13 protein-coding genes are annotated in these 15,731 nt (G+C 62.4%); 6 read left to right on the top strand and 7 right to left on the bottom strand.

Features of this window, described 5'->3' with window-relative positions; translation table 11 throughout:
* Positions 1-72 precede the first annotated feature (72 nt).
* A complete protein-coding gene (gene mepA / locus QM996_RS17605) occupies positions 73-1,131 on the bottom strand; it encodes a penicillin-insensitive murein endopeptidase (RefSeq protein WP_500268530.1) in 1,059 nt (352 codons plus the stop codon).
* Between the two features lie 233 nt (positions 1,132-1,364).
* Between mepA and QM996_RS17600 the strand changes: the two genes are divergently transcribed.
* From QM996_RS17600 to QM996_RS17580, 5 genes are all read left to right on the top strand, one after another.
* On the top strand, positions 1,365-3,218 hold the full coding sequence (locus QM996_RS17600; protein ID WP_500268529.1) for an extracellular solute-binding protein: 1,854 nt from the start codon (positions 1,365-1,367) through the stop codon (positions 3,216-3,218).
* Positions 3,219-3,401: 183 nt separating this feature from the next.
* Positions 3,402-4,484 (top strand): microcin C ABC transporter permease YejB, encoded by a 1,083-nt coding sequence (locus QM996_RS17595; RefSeq protein WP_173515089.1) that lies wholly within the window; start codon positions 3,402-3,404, stop codon positions 4,482-4,484.
* Entirely contained in the window at positions 4,484-5,629 is a 1,146-nt protein-coding gene (locus QM996_RS17590) for an ABC transporter permease (RefSeq protein ID WP_500268528.1), read from the top strand. Before QM996_RS17595 ends, QM996_RS17590 begins: the two co-directional genes overlap by 1 nt.
* Before the next feature lie 8 nt (positions 5,630-5,637).
* Positions 5,638-7,266, top strand: a complete 1,629-nt coding sequence (locus tag QM996_RS17585; protein WP_500268527.1) for an ABC transporter ATP-binding protein — start codon at positions 5,638-5,640, stop codon at positions 7,264-7,266.
* Positions 7,267-7,276: 10 nt separating this feature from the next.
* On the top strand, positions 7,277-8,236 hold the full coding sequence (locus tag QM996_RS17580; RefSeq protein ID WP_500268526.1) for a 2-hydroxyacid dehydrogenase: 960 nt from the start codon (positions 7,277-7,279) through the stop codon (positions 8,234-8,236).
* A gap of 145 nt (positions 8,237-8,381) precedes the next feature.
* On the opposite strand, the gene QM996_RS17575 is transcribed toward QM996_RS17580, so the two are convergent.
* The 3 genes from QM996_RS17575 to QM996_RS17565 all read right to left on the bottom strand — a co-directional run bounded on the left by QM996_RS17575 (position 8,382) and on the right by QM996_RS17565 (position 11,073).
* Positions 8,382-9,236: a C40 family peptidase gene (locus tag QM996_RS17575; protein ID WP_500268525.1), complete on the bottom strand. Its 855-nt coding sequence runs from the start codon at positions 9,234-9,236 to the stop codon at positions 8,382-8,384.
* A gap of 6 nt (positions 9,237-9,242) precedes the next feature.
* Positions 9,243-9,593 (bottom strand): MarR family transcriptional regulator, encoded by a 351-nt coding sequence (locus tag QM996_RS17570; protein ID WP_173515084.1) that lies wholly within the window; start codon positions 9,591-9,593, stop codon positions 9,243-9,245.
* 88 nt (positions 9,594-9,681) lie between these two features.
* Entirely contained in the window at positions 9,682-11,073 is a 1,392-nt protein-coding gene (locus tag QM996_RS17565; protein ID WP_500268524.1) for a leucyl aminopeptidase family protein, read from the bottom strand.
* A 131-nt stretch (positions 11,074-11,204) separates the two neighbouring features.
* Here QM996_RS17565 and QM996_RS17560 point away from each other — a divergent pair, with 131 nt between their 5' ends.
* Positions 11,205-12,029, top strand: coding sequence for a tetratricopeptide repeat protein (locus QM996_RS17560; protein ID WP_500268523.1), 825 nt, complete (start codon positions 11,205-11,207; stop codon positions 12,027-12,029).
* 205 nt (positions 12,030-12,234) lie between these two features.
* On the opposite strand, the gene QM996_RS17555 is transcribed toward QM996_RS17560, so the two are convergent.
* The 3 genes from QM996_RS17555 to QM996_RS17545 are packed head-to-tail and all read right to left on the bottom strand — an operon-like array spanning position 12,235 to position 15,716.
* Positions 12,235-13,218, bottom strand: a complete 984-nt coding sequence (locus QM996_RS17555; RefSeq protein WP_500268522.1) for a type II secretion system F family protein — start codon at positions 13,216-13,218, stop codon at positions 12,235-12,237.
* 9 nt (positions 13,219-13,227) lie between these two features.
* Positions 13,228-14,238 carry a type II secretion system F family protein gene (locus QM996_RS17550; RefSeq protein ID WP_500268521.1) on the bottom strand — a complete coding sequence of 337 codons (1,011 nt, stop codon included), beginning with the start codon at positions 14,236-14,238 and terminating at the stop codon, positions 13,228-13,230.
* 8 nt (positions 14,239-14,246) lie between these two features.
* The gene (locus QM996_RS17545; RefSeq protein ID WP_500268520.1) at positions 14,247-15,716 is read right to left on the bottom strand and encodes a TadA family conjugal transfer-associated ATPase; all 1,470 of its coding nucleotides are present in this window, start codon (positions 15,714-15,716) and stop codon (positions 14,247-14,249) included.
* Between the last annotated feature and the right edge of the window lie 15 nt (positions 15,717-15,731).

The raw sequence follows: 15,731 nt of genomic DNA, 5'->3' as shown, positions 1-15,731 counted from the left end.
GATCGCCCTATACATGAACGCTGCGGCAATGGAAAGGTTGAAGCCTTCCCACTCCGCTCATGCGTCCATGATCTATTGCAAGGTCGGACGGGCCAGCGGCACCGGAACATCGGCCGGCGGCACGTCGCCTGCGACAGCGCCGATCACCTGCTCTATCCCCTTCTCGGCCGCGGGGGCCGGCGCAGCCGCGCGATAGGCCGTGCCAAAGGTGGCGGCCTCTTCCGAGGCCGGCGCGGGGCCGTTCAGCACCAGCGCACAGGCCTTCGGCAGGTCGGCGAGCGTCGTCACCTTCGGCTTCACGGGTTTTTCGCCCGGCTTCTTCGCAGGCTTCGCCCAGGGCTCGTCGGTAAACCACCAGGCCAGCGATTTGTCGCAGCCATCGCCAGCGGGCACGGCCGCCTGATCCTTGCAGCTCGTTGCACCCGCCGGGCATTTGATGCGGATGTGGAAGTGATAGTCGTGACCATAGATCGGCCGAACCTTGCCGAGCGCCGAACGGTCGCCGGTCCAGGTGTCGCAGAGCTTCTTCTTGATCGCCGGATTGACAAAGACGCGCTCCACCTGCGGGTAACTCGCGGCCAGCATGATGAGCTGCGCGTGTTTCGGCGTCCAAATGGAACGGTCGACGGTCAGGAACTTGTTCTTCTGCAACATCGAGGTCGCGGAGATATCCTCGCGCTCACGATAGGTGAGCGTGCGCTGCGGCATCGGCGTCAGCCAGATATCGGCATCGAGGCCGATCTGGTGGGAGGCATGTCCCGACAGCATCGGGCCGCCGCGCGGCTGCGAGATATCACCGAGCAAAAGGCCCGGCCAGCCGACCTTTTCGGCAGCATCACGCGAAAACTGTTCGATCAGCGAGATCATCTGCGGGTGACCCCAGCGGCGGTTGCGCGACAGCCGCATCGCCTGCCAGGTGGGCCCGTCGGTCGGGATCGCGACCCCGCCGGCAAGACAACCCTTGGCGTAGAAACCATAGGGGTTGGCAGCCATTTCGGCCGGCAGGGCCTTGGCGCCGAACAGCGCCTTGGCCGGCGTTTCGTCCGCTACCGCATTGTCGGCAATCAGTAGGCTTGTGCCCAGCAAGAGCGCCAGAAGCGCCGAACCGCAGCGTCGAAATGGAGCAATCATCAAAACTCGTCCCGTTTGTCCCGCGGACATCCGCGCCGACGCGCAGCCTGCGATGTCCTACGAACCCCTATCCTAGAGCCAGGTCTTTGCCTGAGCCTTGCGACTCACGCGGTCGTGAATCACCGGGATGTGACTCAAAAATTTCGCCTGATTTGCGGCAGTGCCTGTCAATTGCCGGGATTTCGCCTATGCTCTCAAAAAAGAAGATTGAAATATAAAGGGGTACCGGCTGGATGCCAAACTTCTGCAGGACCATGAAACCTGGCCTCGCAACGTCACTTCTGGCTGCGGCGCTTCTTCTCCTTCCTCCTGCAGCCAATGCCGAACACCCCGACTGGCATCATGGGCTGTCGCTCGTCGGCGAACTCAAATACAAGCCCAACTTCCCGCACTACGACTATGTCAATCCGGACGCACCGAAGGGCGGCGACGTCAGGCTCTCGAACACCGGCACCTTCGATACCTTCAATCCGATCCTCGACAGGGGCGAGGCCGCCGTCGGTTTGGCGCTGGTCTTCGACACCTTGATGAAGCCCGCGGACGACGAAATCTCGACGGCCTATGGCCTGCTTGCCGAGGGCGTCTCCTATCCCGCCGACATCTCTTCGGCCACCTTCCGCCTGCGGCAGGAAGCGAAATGGGCGGACGGAAAGCCGGTGACGCCGGAAGACGTCATCTTCAGCTTCGATAAGACCAAGGAACTCAATCCGCTCTATTCGAACTACTACAAGCACGTGAAGTCGGCCGAAAAGACCGGAGAACGCGACGTCACCTTCCATTTCGACGAGAAGAACAACCACGAACTGCCAAATATTCTCGGGCAATTCCTGATCTTGCCGAAGCACTGGTGGGAGGGGCAAGGGCCGGATGGCAAGCCGCGCGACATCAACAAGACGACGCTGGAACCGGTGATGGGCTCCGGCCCCTACAAGATCGCTTCCTTTTCGGCCGGAGCGACAATCCGCTACGAGCTCAGGGACGACTATTGGGGCAAGTCGCTCAACGTCAATGTCGGACACAACAATTTCGGCTCGATCAGCTATACGTTCTTCGGTGACCGCGATGTCGAGTTCGAGGCGTTTCGTTCGGGCAACAGCGACTATTGGCAGGAGAACCAGGCGAGCCGCTGGGCCACCGGCTATGACTTCCCGGCGGTCAAGGACGGCCGCATCAAGCGCGAGAGCCTGCCCAATCCGCTGAAGGCCACCGGCATCATGCAGGCCCTGGTGCCCAACATGCGCCGGGCGCCCTTCAACGACGAACGGGTGCGCCAGGCACTGAACTATGCCTTCGACTTCGAAGAGATGAACCGCACCGTCTTCTACAACCAGTATACGCGGGTCGACAGCTACTTCTGGAACACGGAGCTCGCCTCTTCGGGCCTGCCGGAAGGGGATGAGCTCGCCATCCTCAACGAAGTGAAGGACAAGGTGCCACCGGAAGTCTTCACGACGCCCTACAAGAACCCCGTGGGGGGCACGCCGCAGGCAGGGCGCGACAACCTGCGCCAGGCGATCGCCCTGCTCAAGGAAGCCGGCTACGAGCTGAAGGGCAACCGGATGGTCGAGGCAAAATCGGGAAGGCCGTTCTCGTTCGAGATCCTGTTGAGCAGCGCCACGCTCGAGCGCGTCGCACTGCCCTATGCGCAGAACCTCAAGAAGATCGGCATCGATGCGCGCGTACGCACGGTCGATCCGTCGCAATACACCAACCGCACGCGCGCCTTCGACTATGACATGACCTGGATCGTGTGGGGCGAGACCCTCAGCCCCGGAAACGAGCAGCTCGACCAATGGGGATCGAGGGCCGCCAAGGAGCCCGGCTCGCGAAATTATGCCGGGATCGCCGATCCCGGTGTCGACGCGCTGATCGAAAAGGTGATCTTCGCCAAGGACCGCAAGGCGCTCGTAGCGGCGACGAAAGCCCTCGACCGCGTCCTGCTCGCGCACGATTTCGTCGTGCCGCTCTACTACGGCAGGGACATGCACATCGCCTATTGGGACAAGTTCGCCCGGCCTGCCGAGCTACCGACCTATGCGATCGGCTTTCCCGAGATCTGGTGGTCGAAAACCGCCGCTGCCAAATGAAGTCCTTGCACTCCAGCGGCGTCTCGATTCCAAATGCAAAAAAACGAATCACTGAAACAAGCACCAGCCCCGATCCGGGCCTGACAGCCGCAAGGAGACGCAAGGATTGAGACATCATAGACGGCATGCCGACGCTTCGCGGGTCCGGGCCACCGCCCACACGTCGATCGAAAGGCTGGCCTGATGGGTGCCTATATCCTGCGCCGCCTGCTGCTGATGATCCCGACGCTGTTCGGGATCATGGCGATCTCCTTCATCGTCGTTCAGTTCGCGCCGGGCGGCCCGGTCGAGCAGGTGATCTCTGAACTTACCAATGCCAGCGGCTCCGATCGGCTGAGCGGCAATGGCGGCGACCTGCTGCAGCGCGGCGGCGAGGAAAGCGGCCGCTATCGCGGCGCCCAGGGTCTTGATCCGGAATTCATCGCCAAACTTGAAAAGCAGTTCGGCTTCGACAAGCCGCCGCTCGAACGCTTCGTCACGATGATGTGGAACTATATCCGCTTCGATTTCGGCGAGAGCTTCTTCCGCAACACCTCGGTCATCGATCTCATCAAGGAGAAGATGCCGGTCTCGATCTCGCTCGGCCTCTGGATTCTCCTGTTTTCCTACGCGATCTCCATCCCGCTCGGCATCAAGAAGGCGGTCACCGACGGCTCCACCTTCGATGTGTGGACCTCCGGCGTCATCATCATCGGCTATGCCGTGCCGAGCTTCCTGTTCGGCATCCTGCTGATCGTCGTGTTCGCTGGCGGATCGTTCTTCGACTGGTTCCCGCTGCGCGGCATCGTCTCGGACAATTTCTGGCAATTGCCCTGGTGGCAGAAGCCGCTCGACTATATCTGGCACATGACGCTGCCGCTGATCACGCTGCTGCTTTCGGCGTTTGCGACCACGACGCTCCTCACCAAGAATTCCTTCATCGACGAGATCAAGAAGCAATATGTGACGACGGCGCGCGCCAAGGGGCTCAACGATCGCCAGGTGCTCTACGGCCACGTGTTCCGCAACGCCATGCTCATCATCATCGCCGGCTTTCCCGGTGCCTTCATCTCGGCCTTTTTCACCGGCTCGCTGCTGATCGAATACATCTTCTCGCTCGATGGTCTCGGCCGTCTCGGCTATGATTCGGTCGTCAAGCGCGACTATCCGATCGTCTTCGCGACGCTCTTCATCTTCTCGCTGATGGGCCTGCTCGTCAGCCTGCTCTCGGACCTCATCTACACCTGGGTCGATCCGCGCATCGACTTCGAGCGGAGGGATGTCTGATGGCTGATGTGACGACCTCTCCGACTGCCCCCGCGGCCGTGCCGCCGCGCGGCTGGCTATCCCCGGTCAACCAGCGGCGTTGGCAGAATTTCAAGGCAAACCGGCGCGGCTACTGGTCGCTCTGGATCTTTCTCGTGCTCTTCGGGCTCAGCCTCTGTGCCGAGTTCATCGCCAACGACAGGCCGATCGTTGCCTCCTACAAGGGCGAACTGCTGTTTCCCGTGGTCATCAACTACGCTGAAGAGAAGTTTGGCGGCTTCCTTGCGGAAACCGACTACCGCTCCGACTTCATTCGCGACGAGATCGAGGCTAACGGCTGGATGATCTGGCCGCCGATCCGCTATTCCTACCAGACGGTGAATTCCAACATCCCGCATTCGGCGCCGACGGCGCCCTTCTGGCTGATGAGCAAGGAGGAGCGCTGCTCCGCCTATCCGGACGGTGTGAACGACCGCAACTGCGTCGTCGGCAATCTCAATTGGCTCGGCACCGACGATCAGGCGCGCGACGTCATGGCGCGGATGATCTACGGCTTCCGAATCTCGGTGCTCTTCGGCCTGACGCTGACCATCGCCTCCGCCGTGATCGGCGTTACGGCCGGCGCCGTCCAGGGCTATTTCGGTGGCTGGACGGATCTCCTGATGCAACGCTTCATCGAAATCTGGTCGTCAATGCCGGTGCTCTACATCCTGCTGATCATCGCCGCGATCCTGCCGCCCGGCTTCTTCATTCTGCTCGGCATCATGCTCTTGTTTTCCTGGGTCGGCTTCGTCGGCGTCGTGCGCGCCGAGTTCCTCCGGGCACGCAACTTCGAATATGTGAACGCAGCCCGCGCCCTCGGAGTCGGCAACGGCACGATCATGTATCGCCACCTGCTGCCGAACGCGATGGTCGCAACGCTGACCTTCCTGCCCTTCATTCTCTCCGGCTCGATCACGACGCTGACCTCTCTCGACTTCCTCGGTTTCGGCATGCCGCCGGGCTCGCCTTCGCTGGGTGAGATGATCGCCCAGGGCAAATCCAACCTGCAGGCGCCCTGGTTGGGACTGACGGCCTTCTGCGTCATGTCGATCATGCTGTCGCTGCTGATCTTCGTCGGCGAGGCAACGCGCGACGCCTTCGACCCGAGAAAGACGTTCCGGTGAGCGCGACGATGACAGATCCCCTTCTCTCGGTCCGTGACCTCTCCGTCGCCTTCCATCAGGGCGGCAGCACCTCCATTGCGGTCGACCACATCTCCTTCGACATCCAGCGCGGCGAGACCGTTGCGCTCGTCGGCGAATCCGGTTCCGGCAAATCGGTCTCGGCCAATTCGATCCTGAAGCTTCTGCCCTACCCTTCCGCCAGCCATCCGAGCGGCGAGATCCTCTTCAACGGCAAGGACCTCCTGAAGGCCAATGACCCGGAGCTGCGCAACGTGCGCGGCAACGACATCACCATGATCTTCCAGGAACCGATGACCTCGCTCAATCCGCTGCATTCGATCGAGCGGCAGATCGGCGAGATCCTCGAACTGCACCAGGGGCTCGAAGGGGCCGCTGCGCGCACCCGCATTCTCGAACTCCTGAACCAGGTCGGCATTCGTGAGCCGGAGAAGCGCCTCAGCGCCTATCCGCATGAGCTCTCCGGTGGCCAGCGCCAGCGCGTCATGATCGCCATGGCGCTCGCCAACCGGCCAGAACTGCTGATTGCCGACGAACCGACGACCGCGCTCGACGTCACCGTCCAGGCGCAGATCCTCGAGCTTCTGAAGAAGCTCAAGGACGAACACGGCATGTCGATGCTGTTCATCACCCACGACCTCGGCATCGTACGCAAGATCGCCGACCGGGTTTGCGTGATGACCAAGGGCAAGATTGTCGAGACCGGACCGACCGCCGAGATCTTCGCCAACCCGCAACACGCCTATACCCGCCATCTGCTGGCGTCCGAACCGAAGGGCAACCCGCCGCCCTCTGATGCGTCGAAGCCGATCGTGATGGAAGCCTCCGACATGAAGGTCTGGTTCCCGATCAAGGCCGGCTTCCTGCGTAAGGTGGTCGACCATGTGAAGGCGGTTGACGGTATCGACCTCAGGCTGCGTGCCGGTCAGACGCTCGGAGTCGTCGGGGAATCCGGCTCCGGCAAGACGACCCTCGGGCTGGCGCTGACACGACTGATCTCGTCCAAGGGACGCATCGCCTTCGTCGGCAAGGACATCGACCGTTACAGCTTCAACGAGATGCGGCCGCTGCGAAACCGGATGCAGATCGTCTTCCAGGACCCCTATGGCTCGCTCAGCCCGCGCATGTCGGTGGCCGACATCATTGCCGAGGGCCTGAAGATCCACGAGCGATCCCTCTCTGAAAACGAGCGCGATGCGCGCGTCGCCGCCGCACTCGACGAGGTCGGCCTCGATCCTTCGACCCGCTGGCGCTACCCGCACGAATTTTCCGGCGGGCAACGCCAGCGCATCGCCATCGCCCGTGCCATGGTGCTCAAGCCGCAATTCGTCATGCTCGACGAACCGACTTCGGCCCTCGACATGAGCGTGCAGGCGCAGGTCGTCGATCTTCTGCGTGACCTGCAGAGTAAACACGACCTCGCCTATCTGTTCATCAGCCACGACCTGAAAGTCGTGCGGGCACTTGCGAACGAGATGATCGTGATGCGCATGGGGAAGGTGGTGGAACAGGGGCCGGCCGAACGCATCTTCAACGCGCCGACCGAGGACTATACCAAGGCGCTGATGGCGGCCGCATTTAACATCGAAGCCGTCAATCTCAACGCGATCCGCCAGTAGAGTGCCCGCAATGTCTGCAAAGAGCCCCGTCATCGTCGATCTGAAGTTCATTCCGGAAGAGGTGGAGGAGGCCCTTCGCGGCGCCTTTCCCGATCGCGAGGTGATCAATCGCGCCGATGTCGTGCATCACAATCGCGACCTCTCGGGCATCGACTATGCGGTCGTCTGGAAATCGGCACCGGACCTCTTCGAGCGGGCGCCTGATCTCAAGGTGGTCTTCTCCGGCGGTGCCGGCGTCGATCACGTGCTGACGCTTCCCGGTCTTCCCGAGGTCCCGCTCGTGCGCTTCGTCGATCAGACGCTGACGACGCGCATGAGCGAATGGGTCGTCATGCAGTGCCTCATGCATCTGCGCCAGCACCGCGCCTACGAGGCGCTGGCGGCGAAGCGCGAGTGGCGGGATCTGACCCAGCCGGAAGCCGCCGACGTCACGGTCGGCATCATGGGCATGGGCGTGCTCGGCCAGGACGCCGCCCGCAAGCTCTCCCTGATGGGCTTCAAGGTGGTGGGTTGGTCGCGAACCAAGAGGTCAGTCCCGGGCATCGAGACCTTTGGCGGCAGCGAACTCGACACCTTCCTGGCGCGCACGGATTTCCTCGTCGGCCTGCTGCCGCTGACCCCGGATACGCGGGGTATCTTCAATCTGCGCCTGTTTGCCAAACTCAGCCGCAATGGCCCGTTCGGTGCGCCTGTCTTCATCAATGCCGGCCGCGGCGGCAGCCAGGTCGAAGCCGATATCCTGAAGGCACTCGACAGTGGCGTGCTCGGCGGCGCCTCGCTCGATGTCTTCGAAGAGGAACCGCTTGTCCGCGACAGCCGCTTCTGGACCATGCCGAACGTCTATGTGACGCCGCATGTGGCGGCATCCTCCGACGTCAAGGCGCTGTTCCGCCATGTCGAGAACCAGATCGCCCGCTTCGAGAGCGGGCAGCCGCTCGAACATGTGGTCGACAAAGTAGCCGGCTATTGATCGAGCTGAGGCGCGGCGCACAAGCTTACAGCGTCGCGCGTCCTTTCAGACATGGAACTGTCGCTGCAGCGCTTTGAATGCGTTTTGTCCCTGGATCGGCGACGACGAAGCAAGCAGTAGCCTCCTTCCCCCGCACAACGGGCAATCAGGGACGACGATAGCCCGTCGGCTGCTCATAGAGCCAACCAATACGTTCGATCGAGGCTTCCAACCCCTCGCGCGCAACGGTCATCGTGTGACCGTTGGCATGGATCAGGGTTTTGTCGTCCTCCATCAGCGCGACGTGCCCTTTCCAGAAGACGAGGTCGCCGCGCTTGAGTTCCTCGCGCGCAATCGGCGTTCCCAGGCCTGTCGCCTGCATGTCCGAATCGCGCGGCGCGAGCCTGCCGACCATCATCATCGACAGTTGCACAAGGCCGGAGCAATCGATGCCGAAGCCGGAGCGACCGCCCCAGAGATACGGCGTTTCGACGAAACGGGCAGCGACCGAGACATAGTCTCCCGGCACGACACTGCCGACCTCGATGCAGTGATTGGCGATGACCGCCTGGCCGCCATCGAGCAGAAAGTAGCGCGTTCCCCGGGTCTCACGCTCGTCGACAACCGTCAAGCGACTGCCCATCGACAGCGGATAAACGGTCGGAAGGCGCAGATCATGGCCGGTATAGACGAAGGTGCGCGGCGCTGAGACGATATGTGTCGGGCTCTTGACCACCGGCGCGAGGCAATATTCCGGCAGGTAGCCGACATAACCGTCGAGATCGGCCTTCACCCAGCACCAGCTCGCGTTGGTGTCGAGCACCCGAACCGATTCGCCAAGCAGCAGCTCCGTGTCGGTGCCGCAGGTGAGTTCGGGCTTCGCCCGCAGGGGCGCAACCGGAACCGAGACGCGGGCTACGCTTCCCTCGACATAGCGTTCGGCCTGCACCACACCGCGAAGACGGCTCTCTGCGAGGTCGGGTCGATAGGCATTCAAGCGGCGATCGGGGAGTGCAGACATATCTACTCACTTGGGCTGTTTGCGGCCCTGATCAATGATCAGGTCACCGAATTTTTCAAGATAGATGGCACCCTCGACTGTCCTTTTGATGACGACGTTGCGGCGATCGCGGTCATCGCGGACGCGATCGACAAGACCAAGCGCCCCCATGGTATCGAGCGCGCGGGTGATAACCGGCTTGGTGACGCCCAGCGTCGCCGCCAGACCGCGCACGGTATGGGGCGGTGGCACGAGGTAGATATGCAGGAGGATCGCCAACTGCCGCAAGGTCAGGTCGCGGCTGTCGACACGAACCTGGGCGAGCGACACCGCATGCCAAAGCCCGAGGGCCTGGGAAGGCGTAAGCTCGATCGGCAATGGCGGCTCCTGCGCATGAGACTGATCCGCCACGATAGCGGCGGATCGTTACGCAAGCGTTTCTTTTTACAGACCGAATAGGGCCAGTCTATTTCGCCATCTTCTGGATGTGATGATAGAGCGCCCGGATGGCCTGTGCCTCGCCGCCAACCGGCGAATGCGGCCGCTCGGACTGCGCCCATCCGAAGATGTCGAAATGCACCCAGCTCTTGGTATTGGTGACGAAACGCCTGAGGAAGAGCGCCGCGGTGATCGAGCCGGCCATGCCGCCCCCCGGCGCATTGGTGAGATCTGCGATCCGCGCCGAAACGTCCTTGTCGTAGCCATTGTAGAGCGGCATGCGCCACATCGGATCGTCAACCTCGAGGCTTGCTTCCGAGAGATCGTGGGCGAGATCGGCATCGTCGGTGAAGAACGGCGGCAGGTCCGGGCCAAGCGCGACGCGGGCGGCGCCGGTCAGCGTCGCCATATCGACGAGCAGGTCGGTCTTTTCCTCGTCGGCGTAAGCCAGCGCATCCGCCAGGATCAGCCGGCCCTCGGCATCGGTGTTGTCGATCTGAACCGTCAGCCCCTTGCGGCTGCGGTAGATGTCACCGGGGCGGAAGGCATTGGCGGAGATCGAATTTTCGACCACCGGCACAATGACGCGCAGATCGACCTTGAGCTTGGCGTCCATGATCATCAGCGCGAGGCCGAGCACGTTGGCGGCACCGCCCATGTCCTTCTTCATCAGCAGCATTGAGGCGGACGGCTTGATGTCGAGGCCGCCGGTATCGAAGCAGACGCCCTTGCCGACCAGCGTTATCTTCCTGTGACCCTTCTTGCCCCAGCGCAACTCGAGAAGGCGCGGCGCCTCGGCGCTGGCGCGACCGACGGTATGGACCAGCGGGAAGTTCTGCGTCAGCAGCGCTTCGCCTGATATGACGGAGACATCGGCCTTGTAATGGGCGGCCAGCGCCCGGAATGCCGCCTCGAGCGCTTCCGGTCCCATATCGTTGGTCGGCGTGTTGATGAGGTCGCGCGCCAGGAATACGCCGGCAAGCTGCCGCTTGATGTCAGTCGCGTCGGCGTCGGCGGGGATTAGCAGCGTCGGCGGCTCACCCTTGGCGGATTTGTAGCGTTCGAAGCGATAGGAGCCGAGGCCGTAGCCGAGCGCCAGCCGGTTGGCGGTCAGCGGGGCGGTTTCGATATGCCACTTGCCGGCCGGCAGTGCACGCGCCAGCTTGCCGGCCAGAAACGGCGCCTCCGACGGGTTGCTGCCGAGACCGAAGAGCGCGCCGCCGAGATGGCCGTCGGAAGACGGGATCAACAGCACCGCGCCGGATTCGGCGGTAAAGCCAGCCTTGCGCGCCCAGTCCAAAGCGATCGGATCGATCGTCCCCGTCTCGATGTGCGCCGGCGTGACCGCGAAGATCGGCAGGGTCTTGCCGGCGCTGGTGTTGAACGGCGACGGCCGCTCGATGAACTGATAGGGAGCCATGAAAGTCCTCGGCTGACAGAGATGGAATCGCGCCATTAACGCTCTGTTAGGGTTAACAGATTATTGCTGGAGTGAAAGTTGCGCCGGTGTTGTCTGAAGTTCAGGTGCGCGAATGCATGCTGGGGACACTCATGGCCAAACGCACGACTTCACGCTTGAAAGCCGCTTATCTCTTCCAGGGCACGGCGATTGCGCTGGTGGCGCTCACGCTGGCGGGCTGCGCCAATCAGCCGAAGAAGGAACTGACCACGGGCTCGATTTCGCGCACGCCGAAGCCGGTGCAGTCGATGACCGCGACGGAGCTTTCGGCAGCGGCCGAAAGCATCGGCCAGGCCTATGAAAAGAACCCGAGGGATCGCGAAGCCGGGCTGAACTACGCCAACCTTCTGCGCATGACCGGCCGCAACGAGCAGGCCCTCGCCGTCATGCAGCAGGTCGCGATCAACAATCCATCGGACCGGGAAGTGCTCGGCGCCTATGGCAAGGCGCAGGCCGCGGCCGGCCAGCTCGACCAGGCGCTGGCGACGATCAGCCGGGCCCAGACCCCAGACCGTCCGGACTGGAAGCTGAAATCGGCCGAGGGCGCGATCCTCGACCAGCTCGGACGCCCGCAGGAGGCGCGCACGCGCTACCGCGAAGCGCTCGACCTCAAGCCGAATGAGCCGTCCGTGCTCTCCAACCTTGGCATGTCCTACCTCCTGACCAAGGATCTTCGCACGGCAGAAACCTATCTCAAGTCGGCAGCAGGCCAGCCCGGCGCCGATAGCAGCGTGCGGCAGAACCTGGCGCTGGCCGTCGGGCTTCAGGGCCGTTTTCAAGAGGCCGAGACAATCGCCCGGCAGGAGCTTTCCAGCGAACAGGCGGAAGCGAACGTCGCCTATCTGCGCTCGATGCTCTCCCAGCAGGGAGCGTGGAAGCAACTCGCCAAGGCTGACGAGGCAAAGGCCACCAACTAACGAAGAGCGCAAATCCCCGCGGTCGCGCGCGCAAGCGCTCCCCGGACGGGTGATTTCAAGCTAACCGAGGCGGATTACTGCGCGCCCGGTTGCCGCCTACGGCGGCGATCTGGTGCAACGCCGAGACAGGTTCGACTGCCACCGGCTATCCTCCAAAACACACCGCGCAAAGCGCAAGGTCGAATCTCAAGGTCGGCGACGCGTTTTAGAACTTATCGGCGATCTGGATGCCGGCCGGTCCGAGGATGACGGCGACCAGCACCGGCAAGAAGAAGAGGATCATCGGCACCGTCAGCTTCGGCGGCAGCGCCGCCGCTTTCTTTTCAGCCGCCGTCATGCGCTGATCGCGGCTTTCCTGCGCAAGAACACGCAGGGCCTGGGCGATCGGCGTACCGTAGCGGTCCGCCTGGATGAGGGCCTGGACGACCGACTTGACCTCCTCGAGGCCGGTGCGGAGGCCGAGGTTTTCGAGCGCCGCACGACGGTCAGGCAGGAAGGAAAGTTCTGCGGTCGTCAGCACCATTTCTTCTGCCAAAGGCTGCGACTGGGCCGCGATTTCGTCTGCGACACGCCGCATGGCCAGTTCCATCGACACGCCCGATTCCACGCAGATCAGGAGAAGGTCCAGCGCGTCCGGCCAGGCGCGACGAATGGACGCCTGGCGTTTGGAGACGGCATTGGCGACAACAATGTTCGGCGCGTAGAAGCCCAGATAGGCGAAACCGATCGCGAAGAAGAGGCGCACCATCAGCGGCTTCTCGACGAAATTTCCGAGCACGAAAATGTAGACGAGGGCGATGAGCAGAAACAGGAAAGGCAGGCAGAAGCGCGCGAACAGAAAGGTATTGAGGGCATTCTGTGAGCGGAAGCCGGCCATTTTCAAACGGTTGACCGTGTTGTCATCCACGAGCGCCGTACGCAGATTGAGCCTTTCGACGACCTGGCGAATCGAGGCGTTGTTCTGGCCACGCAGGCTCGCCCTGCCGCTCTGTGCTTCGGCAAGCCGCGCCCGTTCGCGTGCGCGGATTTGCTCCCGCTCACTCGCAACCGACTTCATCCGCTTTCCGAGATCGCCCCGTTCGAAGAACGGCACGATTAGCGAGTAAAATGTCGCGAGCACGGCGAGTGAAACCAGAACGGCGATGACGACGTTCCGATCGGTCAGCGTCTTGATCAGGTCCATGCTCATCGATGCGCCTCAGATATCGAAATTGATCATGTTACGCATCACCAAGATGCCGATGCTCATCCAGACGAGGCCAGCGCCGACGATGAGGTGGCCGCGCGGGTCGGTGAACAGCACCATCATGTATGCGGGCGAGGTCACGTAGACCAGTAATGAAACGATGAATGGTAGGGCACCGATGATGCAGGCCGACGCCTTGGCCTCCATCGACAGCGCGCCGACCTTGGCCTTCATCTTCCTGCGGTCGCGCAGCACCCTCGACAGGTTGCCGAGGGCTTCCGAGAGGTTCCCGCCCGCCTGCGCCTGGATGGCGATGACGATCGCGAAGAAATTCACCTCGGGAAGCGGAATGCTGTTGATCATGCGGGCACAGGCCTCGGCAACACTCAGGCCGACCTGCTGGGATTCGACCACACGGCGGAACTCTGTCTTGACCGGCTCCTGCCCATCGGCGGCGATGAGGCGGAGCGCGTCATTGAGCGGAAGGCCGGATTTGATCGAGCGGACCATGATCTCGAGCGCGTTCGGAAACTCCTCGAGAAACTTCTTGCAGCGTCGCTTGACGAGGAAGCCGACAAACCACCGAGGCAGGCCAAGGCCGGCGATCAAGGCGATTCCGAGGCCGATGGCGGGTCCGGCTCCCATGATCAGGGCGACGAGAAAGGCGAAGACGCCGAAAAGCGCGCTGAACAGATAGAAGCGTCCCAAGGACATCGAGAGGTCCGCCTGGGTCAGTCGGACCTTCATCGAGGGCGAAGACTTGGCCGAGCGCTCCTGCTGTTTCTTTTCGAGTTCCTTCAGCGAATCCTGCACGGATTTGCGCCGCTTCGACAGTTCGCTGACACGGTCTCGCGCCGCCTTAACCTTCGCGCGATCCGTTTCCGCCGCGCTGACCTTGCGCACGCGACTTTCCGCCTTCTTTTCGCTTTCGATACGCGAGAACAGCAGGCCGTAGGCAAGCGTCGCCGCCGATATCGCGACAAGAGCGGCCAATGCAAGAACGGTGATGTCTGTGCCGAACATCGCGGCTCCTAGTTCTTATCCATCGTGTCAAGGGTGGCGGCCAGACGCTTGTCCTCGTTGAAGTAGCGGGCGCGCTCCCAGAAATGCGGCCGGCCGATGCCGGTTGAGGTATGGCGGCCAATGATGCGTCCGTTGGCATCCTCGCCTTCGATCTCGTAGCGCATCAGGTCCTGCGTGATGATGACGTCACCCTCCATGCCCACCACTTCGGTTATGTGGGTAATGCGGCGGGAGCCGTCGCGCAAACGCGACGCCTGGATGATCACGTCCACCGATCCGGCAATGATCTCGCGCACGGTCTTGGCTGGCAGGCTGTAACCGCCCAGGGCGATCATCGATTCCATTCGGCTCAAGCATTCACGCGGCGTGTTGGCATGGATCGTTCCCATCGAGCCGTCATGGCCGGTGTTCATCGCCTGAAGCAGATCGAAGACCTCGGGGCCACGCACTTCGCCGACAATGATGCGTTCCGGCCGCATGCGCAGGCAGTTCTTGATGAGATCGCGCATGGTGATCTCGCCTTCGCCTTCGATGTTCGGCGGGCGTGTTTCCAGGCGCACGACATGCGGCTGCTGCAGTTGCAATTCCGCCGTATCCTCGCAGGTGATCACCCGCTCGTCGGCGTCGATGTAGCGCGTGAGGCAGTTGAGAAGTGTCGTCTTGCCCGAGCCCGTACCGCCAGAGATGACAATGTTGCAGCGGACACGACCGATGATCTGCAGCAGGGTGGCGCCTTCCGGCGTTACCGACCCGAAGCGGACGAGCTGCTCCAGCGTCAGCTTGTCCTTTTTGAACTTTCGGATCGTCAGCGCCGTGCCGTCGATCGCAAGCGGCGGGGCGATGACGTTGACGCGCGATCCGTCCGGCAGGCGGGCGTCGCAGATGGGGCTCGATTCATCGACGCGGCGGCCGACCTGGCCGACGATACGCTGGCAGATCGACAGGAGCTGGGCATTGTCGCGGAAGCGGATTTCCGATTCCTGTACCTTGCCGCCAACTTCGATGAAGGTCTGCCCCGCGCCGTTGACCATGATGTCGGCTATGTCGTCGCGGGCAAGCAGCGGTTCGAGCGGGCCGTATCCCAGCACGTCGTTACAGATATCGTCGAGCAGCTCTTCCTGCTCGGAGATCGACATCGCGAAATTCTTGATCGTGATGATGTCGTTGACGATGTCGCGAATTTCTTCGCGCGCGCTTTCGGTATCCAGCTTGGCGAGCTGCGACAGATCGATCGTGTCGATCAGCGCCGAAAACACCTGCGACTTCGTATCGTAATAATCTTCCGTTCGTGCGGTGCGACGACGGGCGGGCGACGCGGCGGCAGGCTGGATCTTCGGGATCGCGGGGGTCGGCTCGCCGAGGACCGGGACGGCGGGCCGTTCGGTCGCCGCCGGTTGCCCAACAGCCACGGGCGGAGGAACGGCGGGACCCGGGGTACCGCTTTTGCCGAAGCCTTCGTTTCCGCGTTTGCCAAACATTTGCGTGATCCTACG

The sequence above is a fragment of the Sinorhizobium chiapasense genome, from assembly GCF_045277575.1.
GTDB classification, from domain to species: domain Bacteria; phylum Pseudomonadota; class Alphaproteobacteria; order Rhizobiales; family Rhizobiaceae; genus Ensifer; species Ensifer chiapasense_A.
This window is presented reverse-complemented; position numbering and strand designations above follow the sequence as displayed.

Excerpts from the sequence above, each read along its gene's own strand:
- mepA (WP_500268530.1), bottom strand. The coding sequence starts at position 1,131 with ATGATTGCTCCATTTCGACGCTGCGGTTCGGCGCTTCTGGCGCTCTTG.
- QM996_RS17545 (WP_500268520.1), bottom strand. The coding sequence starts at position 15,716 with ATGTTTGGCAAACGCGGAAACGAAGGCTTCGGCAAAAGCGGTACCCCG.
- QM996_RS17590 (WP_500268528.1), top strand. The coding sequence starts at position 4,484 with ATGGCTGATGTGACGACCTCTCCGACTGCCCCCGCGGCCGTGCCGCCG.
- QM996_RS17575 (WP_500268525.1), bottom strand. The coding sequence starts at position 9,236 with ATGTCTGCACTCCCCGATCGCCGCTTGAATGCCTATCGACCCGACCTC.
- QM996_RS17550 (WP_500268521.1), bottom strand. The coding sequence starts at position 14,238 with ATGTTCGGCACAGACATCACCGTTCTTGCATTGGCCGCTCTTGTCGCG.
- QM996_RS17560 (WP_500268523.1), top strand. The coding sequence starts at position 11,205 with ATGGCCAAACGCACGACTTCACGCTTGAAAGCCGCTTATCTCTTCCAG.
- QM996_RS17585 (WP_500268527.1), top strand. The coding sequence starts at position 5,638 with ATGACAGATCCCCTTCTCTCGGTCCGTGACCTCTCCGTCGCCTTCCAT.
- QM996_RS17595 (WP_173515089.1), top strand. The coding sequence starts at position 3,402 with ATGGGTGCCTATATCCTGCGCCGCCTGCTGCTGATGATCCCGACGCTG.
- QM996_RS17565 (WP_500268524.1), bottom strand. The coding sequence starts at position 11,073 with ATGGCTCCCTATCAGTTCATCGAGCGGCCGTCGCCGTTCAACACCAGC.
- QM996_RS17600 (WP_500268529.1), top strand. The coding sequence starts at position 1,365 with ATGCCAAACTTCTGCAGGACCATGAAACCTGGCCTCGCAACGTCACTT.
- QM996_RS17580 (WP_500268526.1), top strand. The coding sequence starts at position 7,277 with ATGTCTGCAAAGAGCCCCGTCATCGTCGATCTGAAGTTCATTCCGGAA.
- QM996_RS17555 (WP_500268522.1), bottom strand. The coding sequence starts at position 13,218 with ATGAGCATGGACCTGATCAAGACGCTGACCGATCGGAACGTCGTCATC.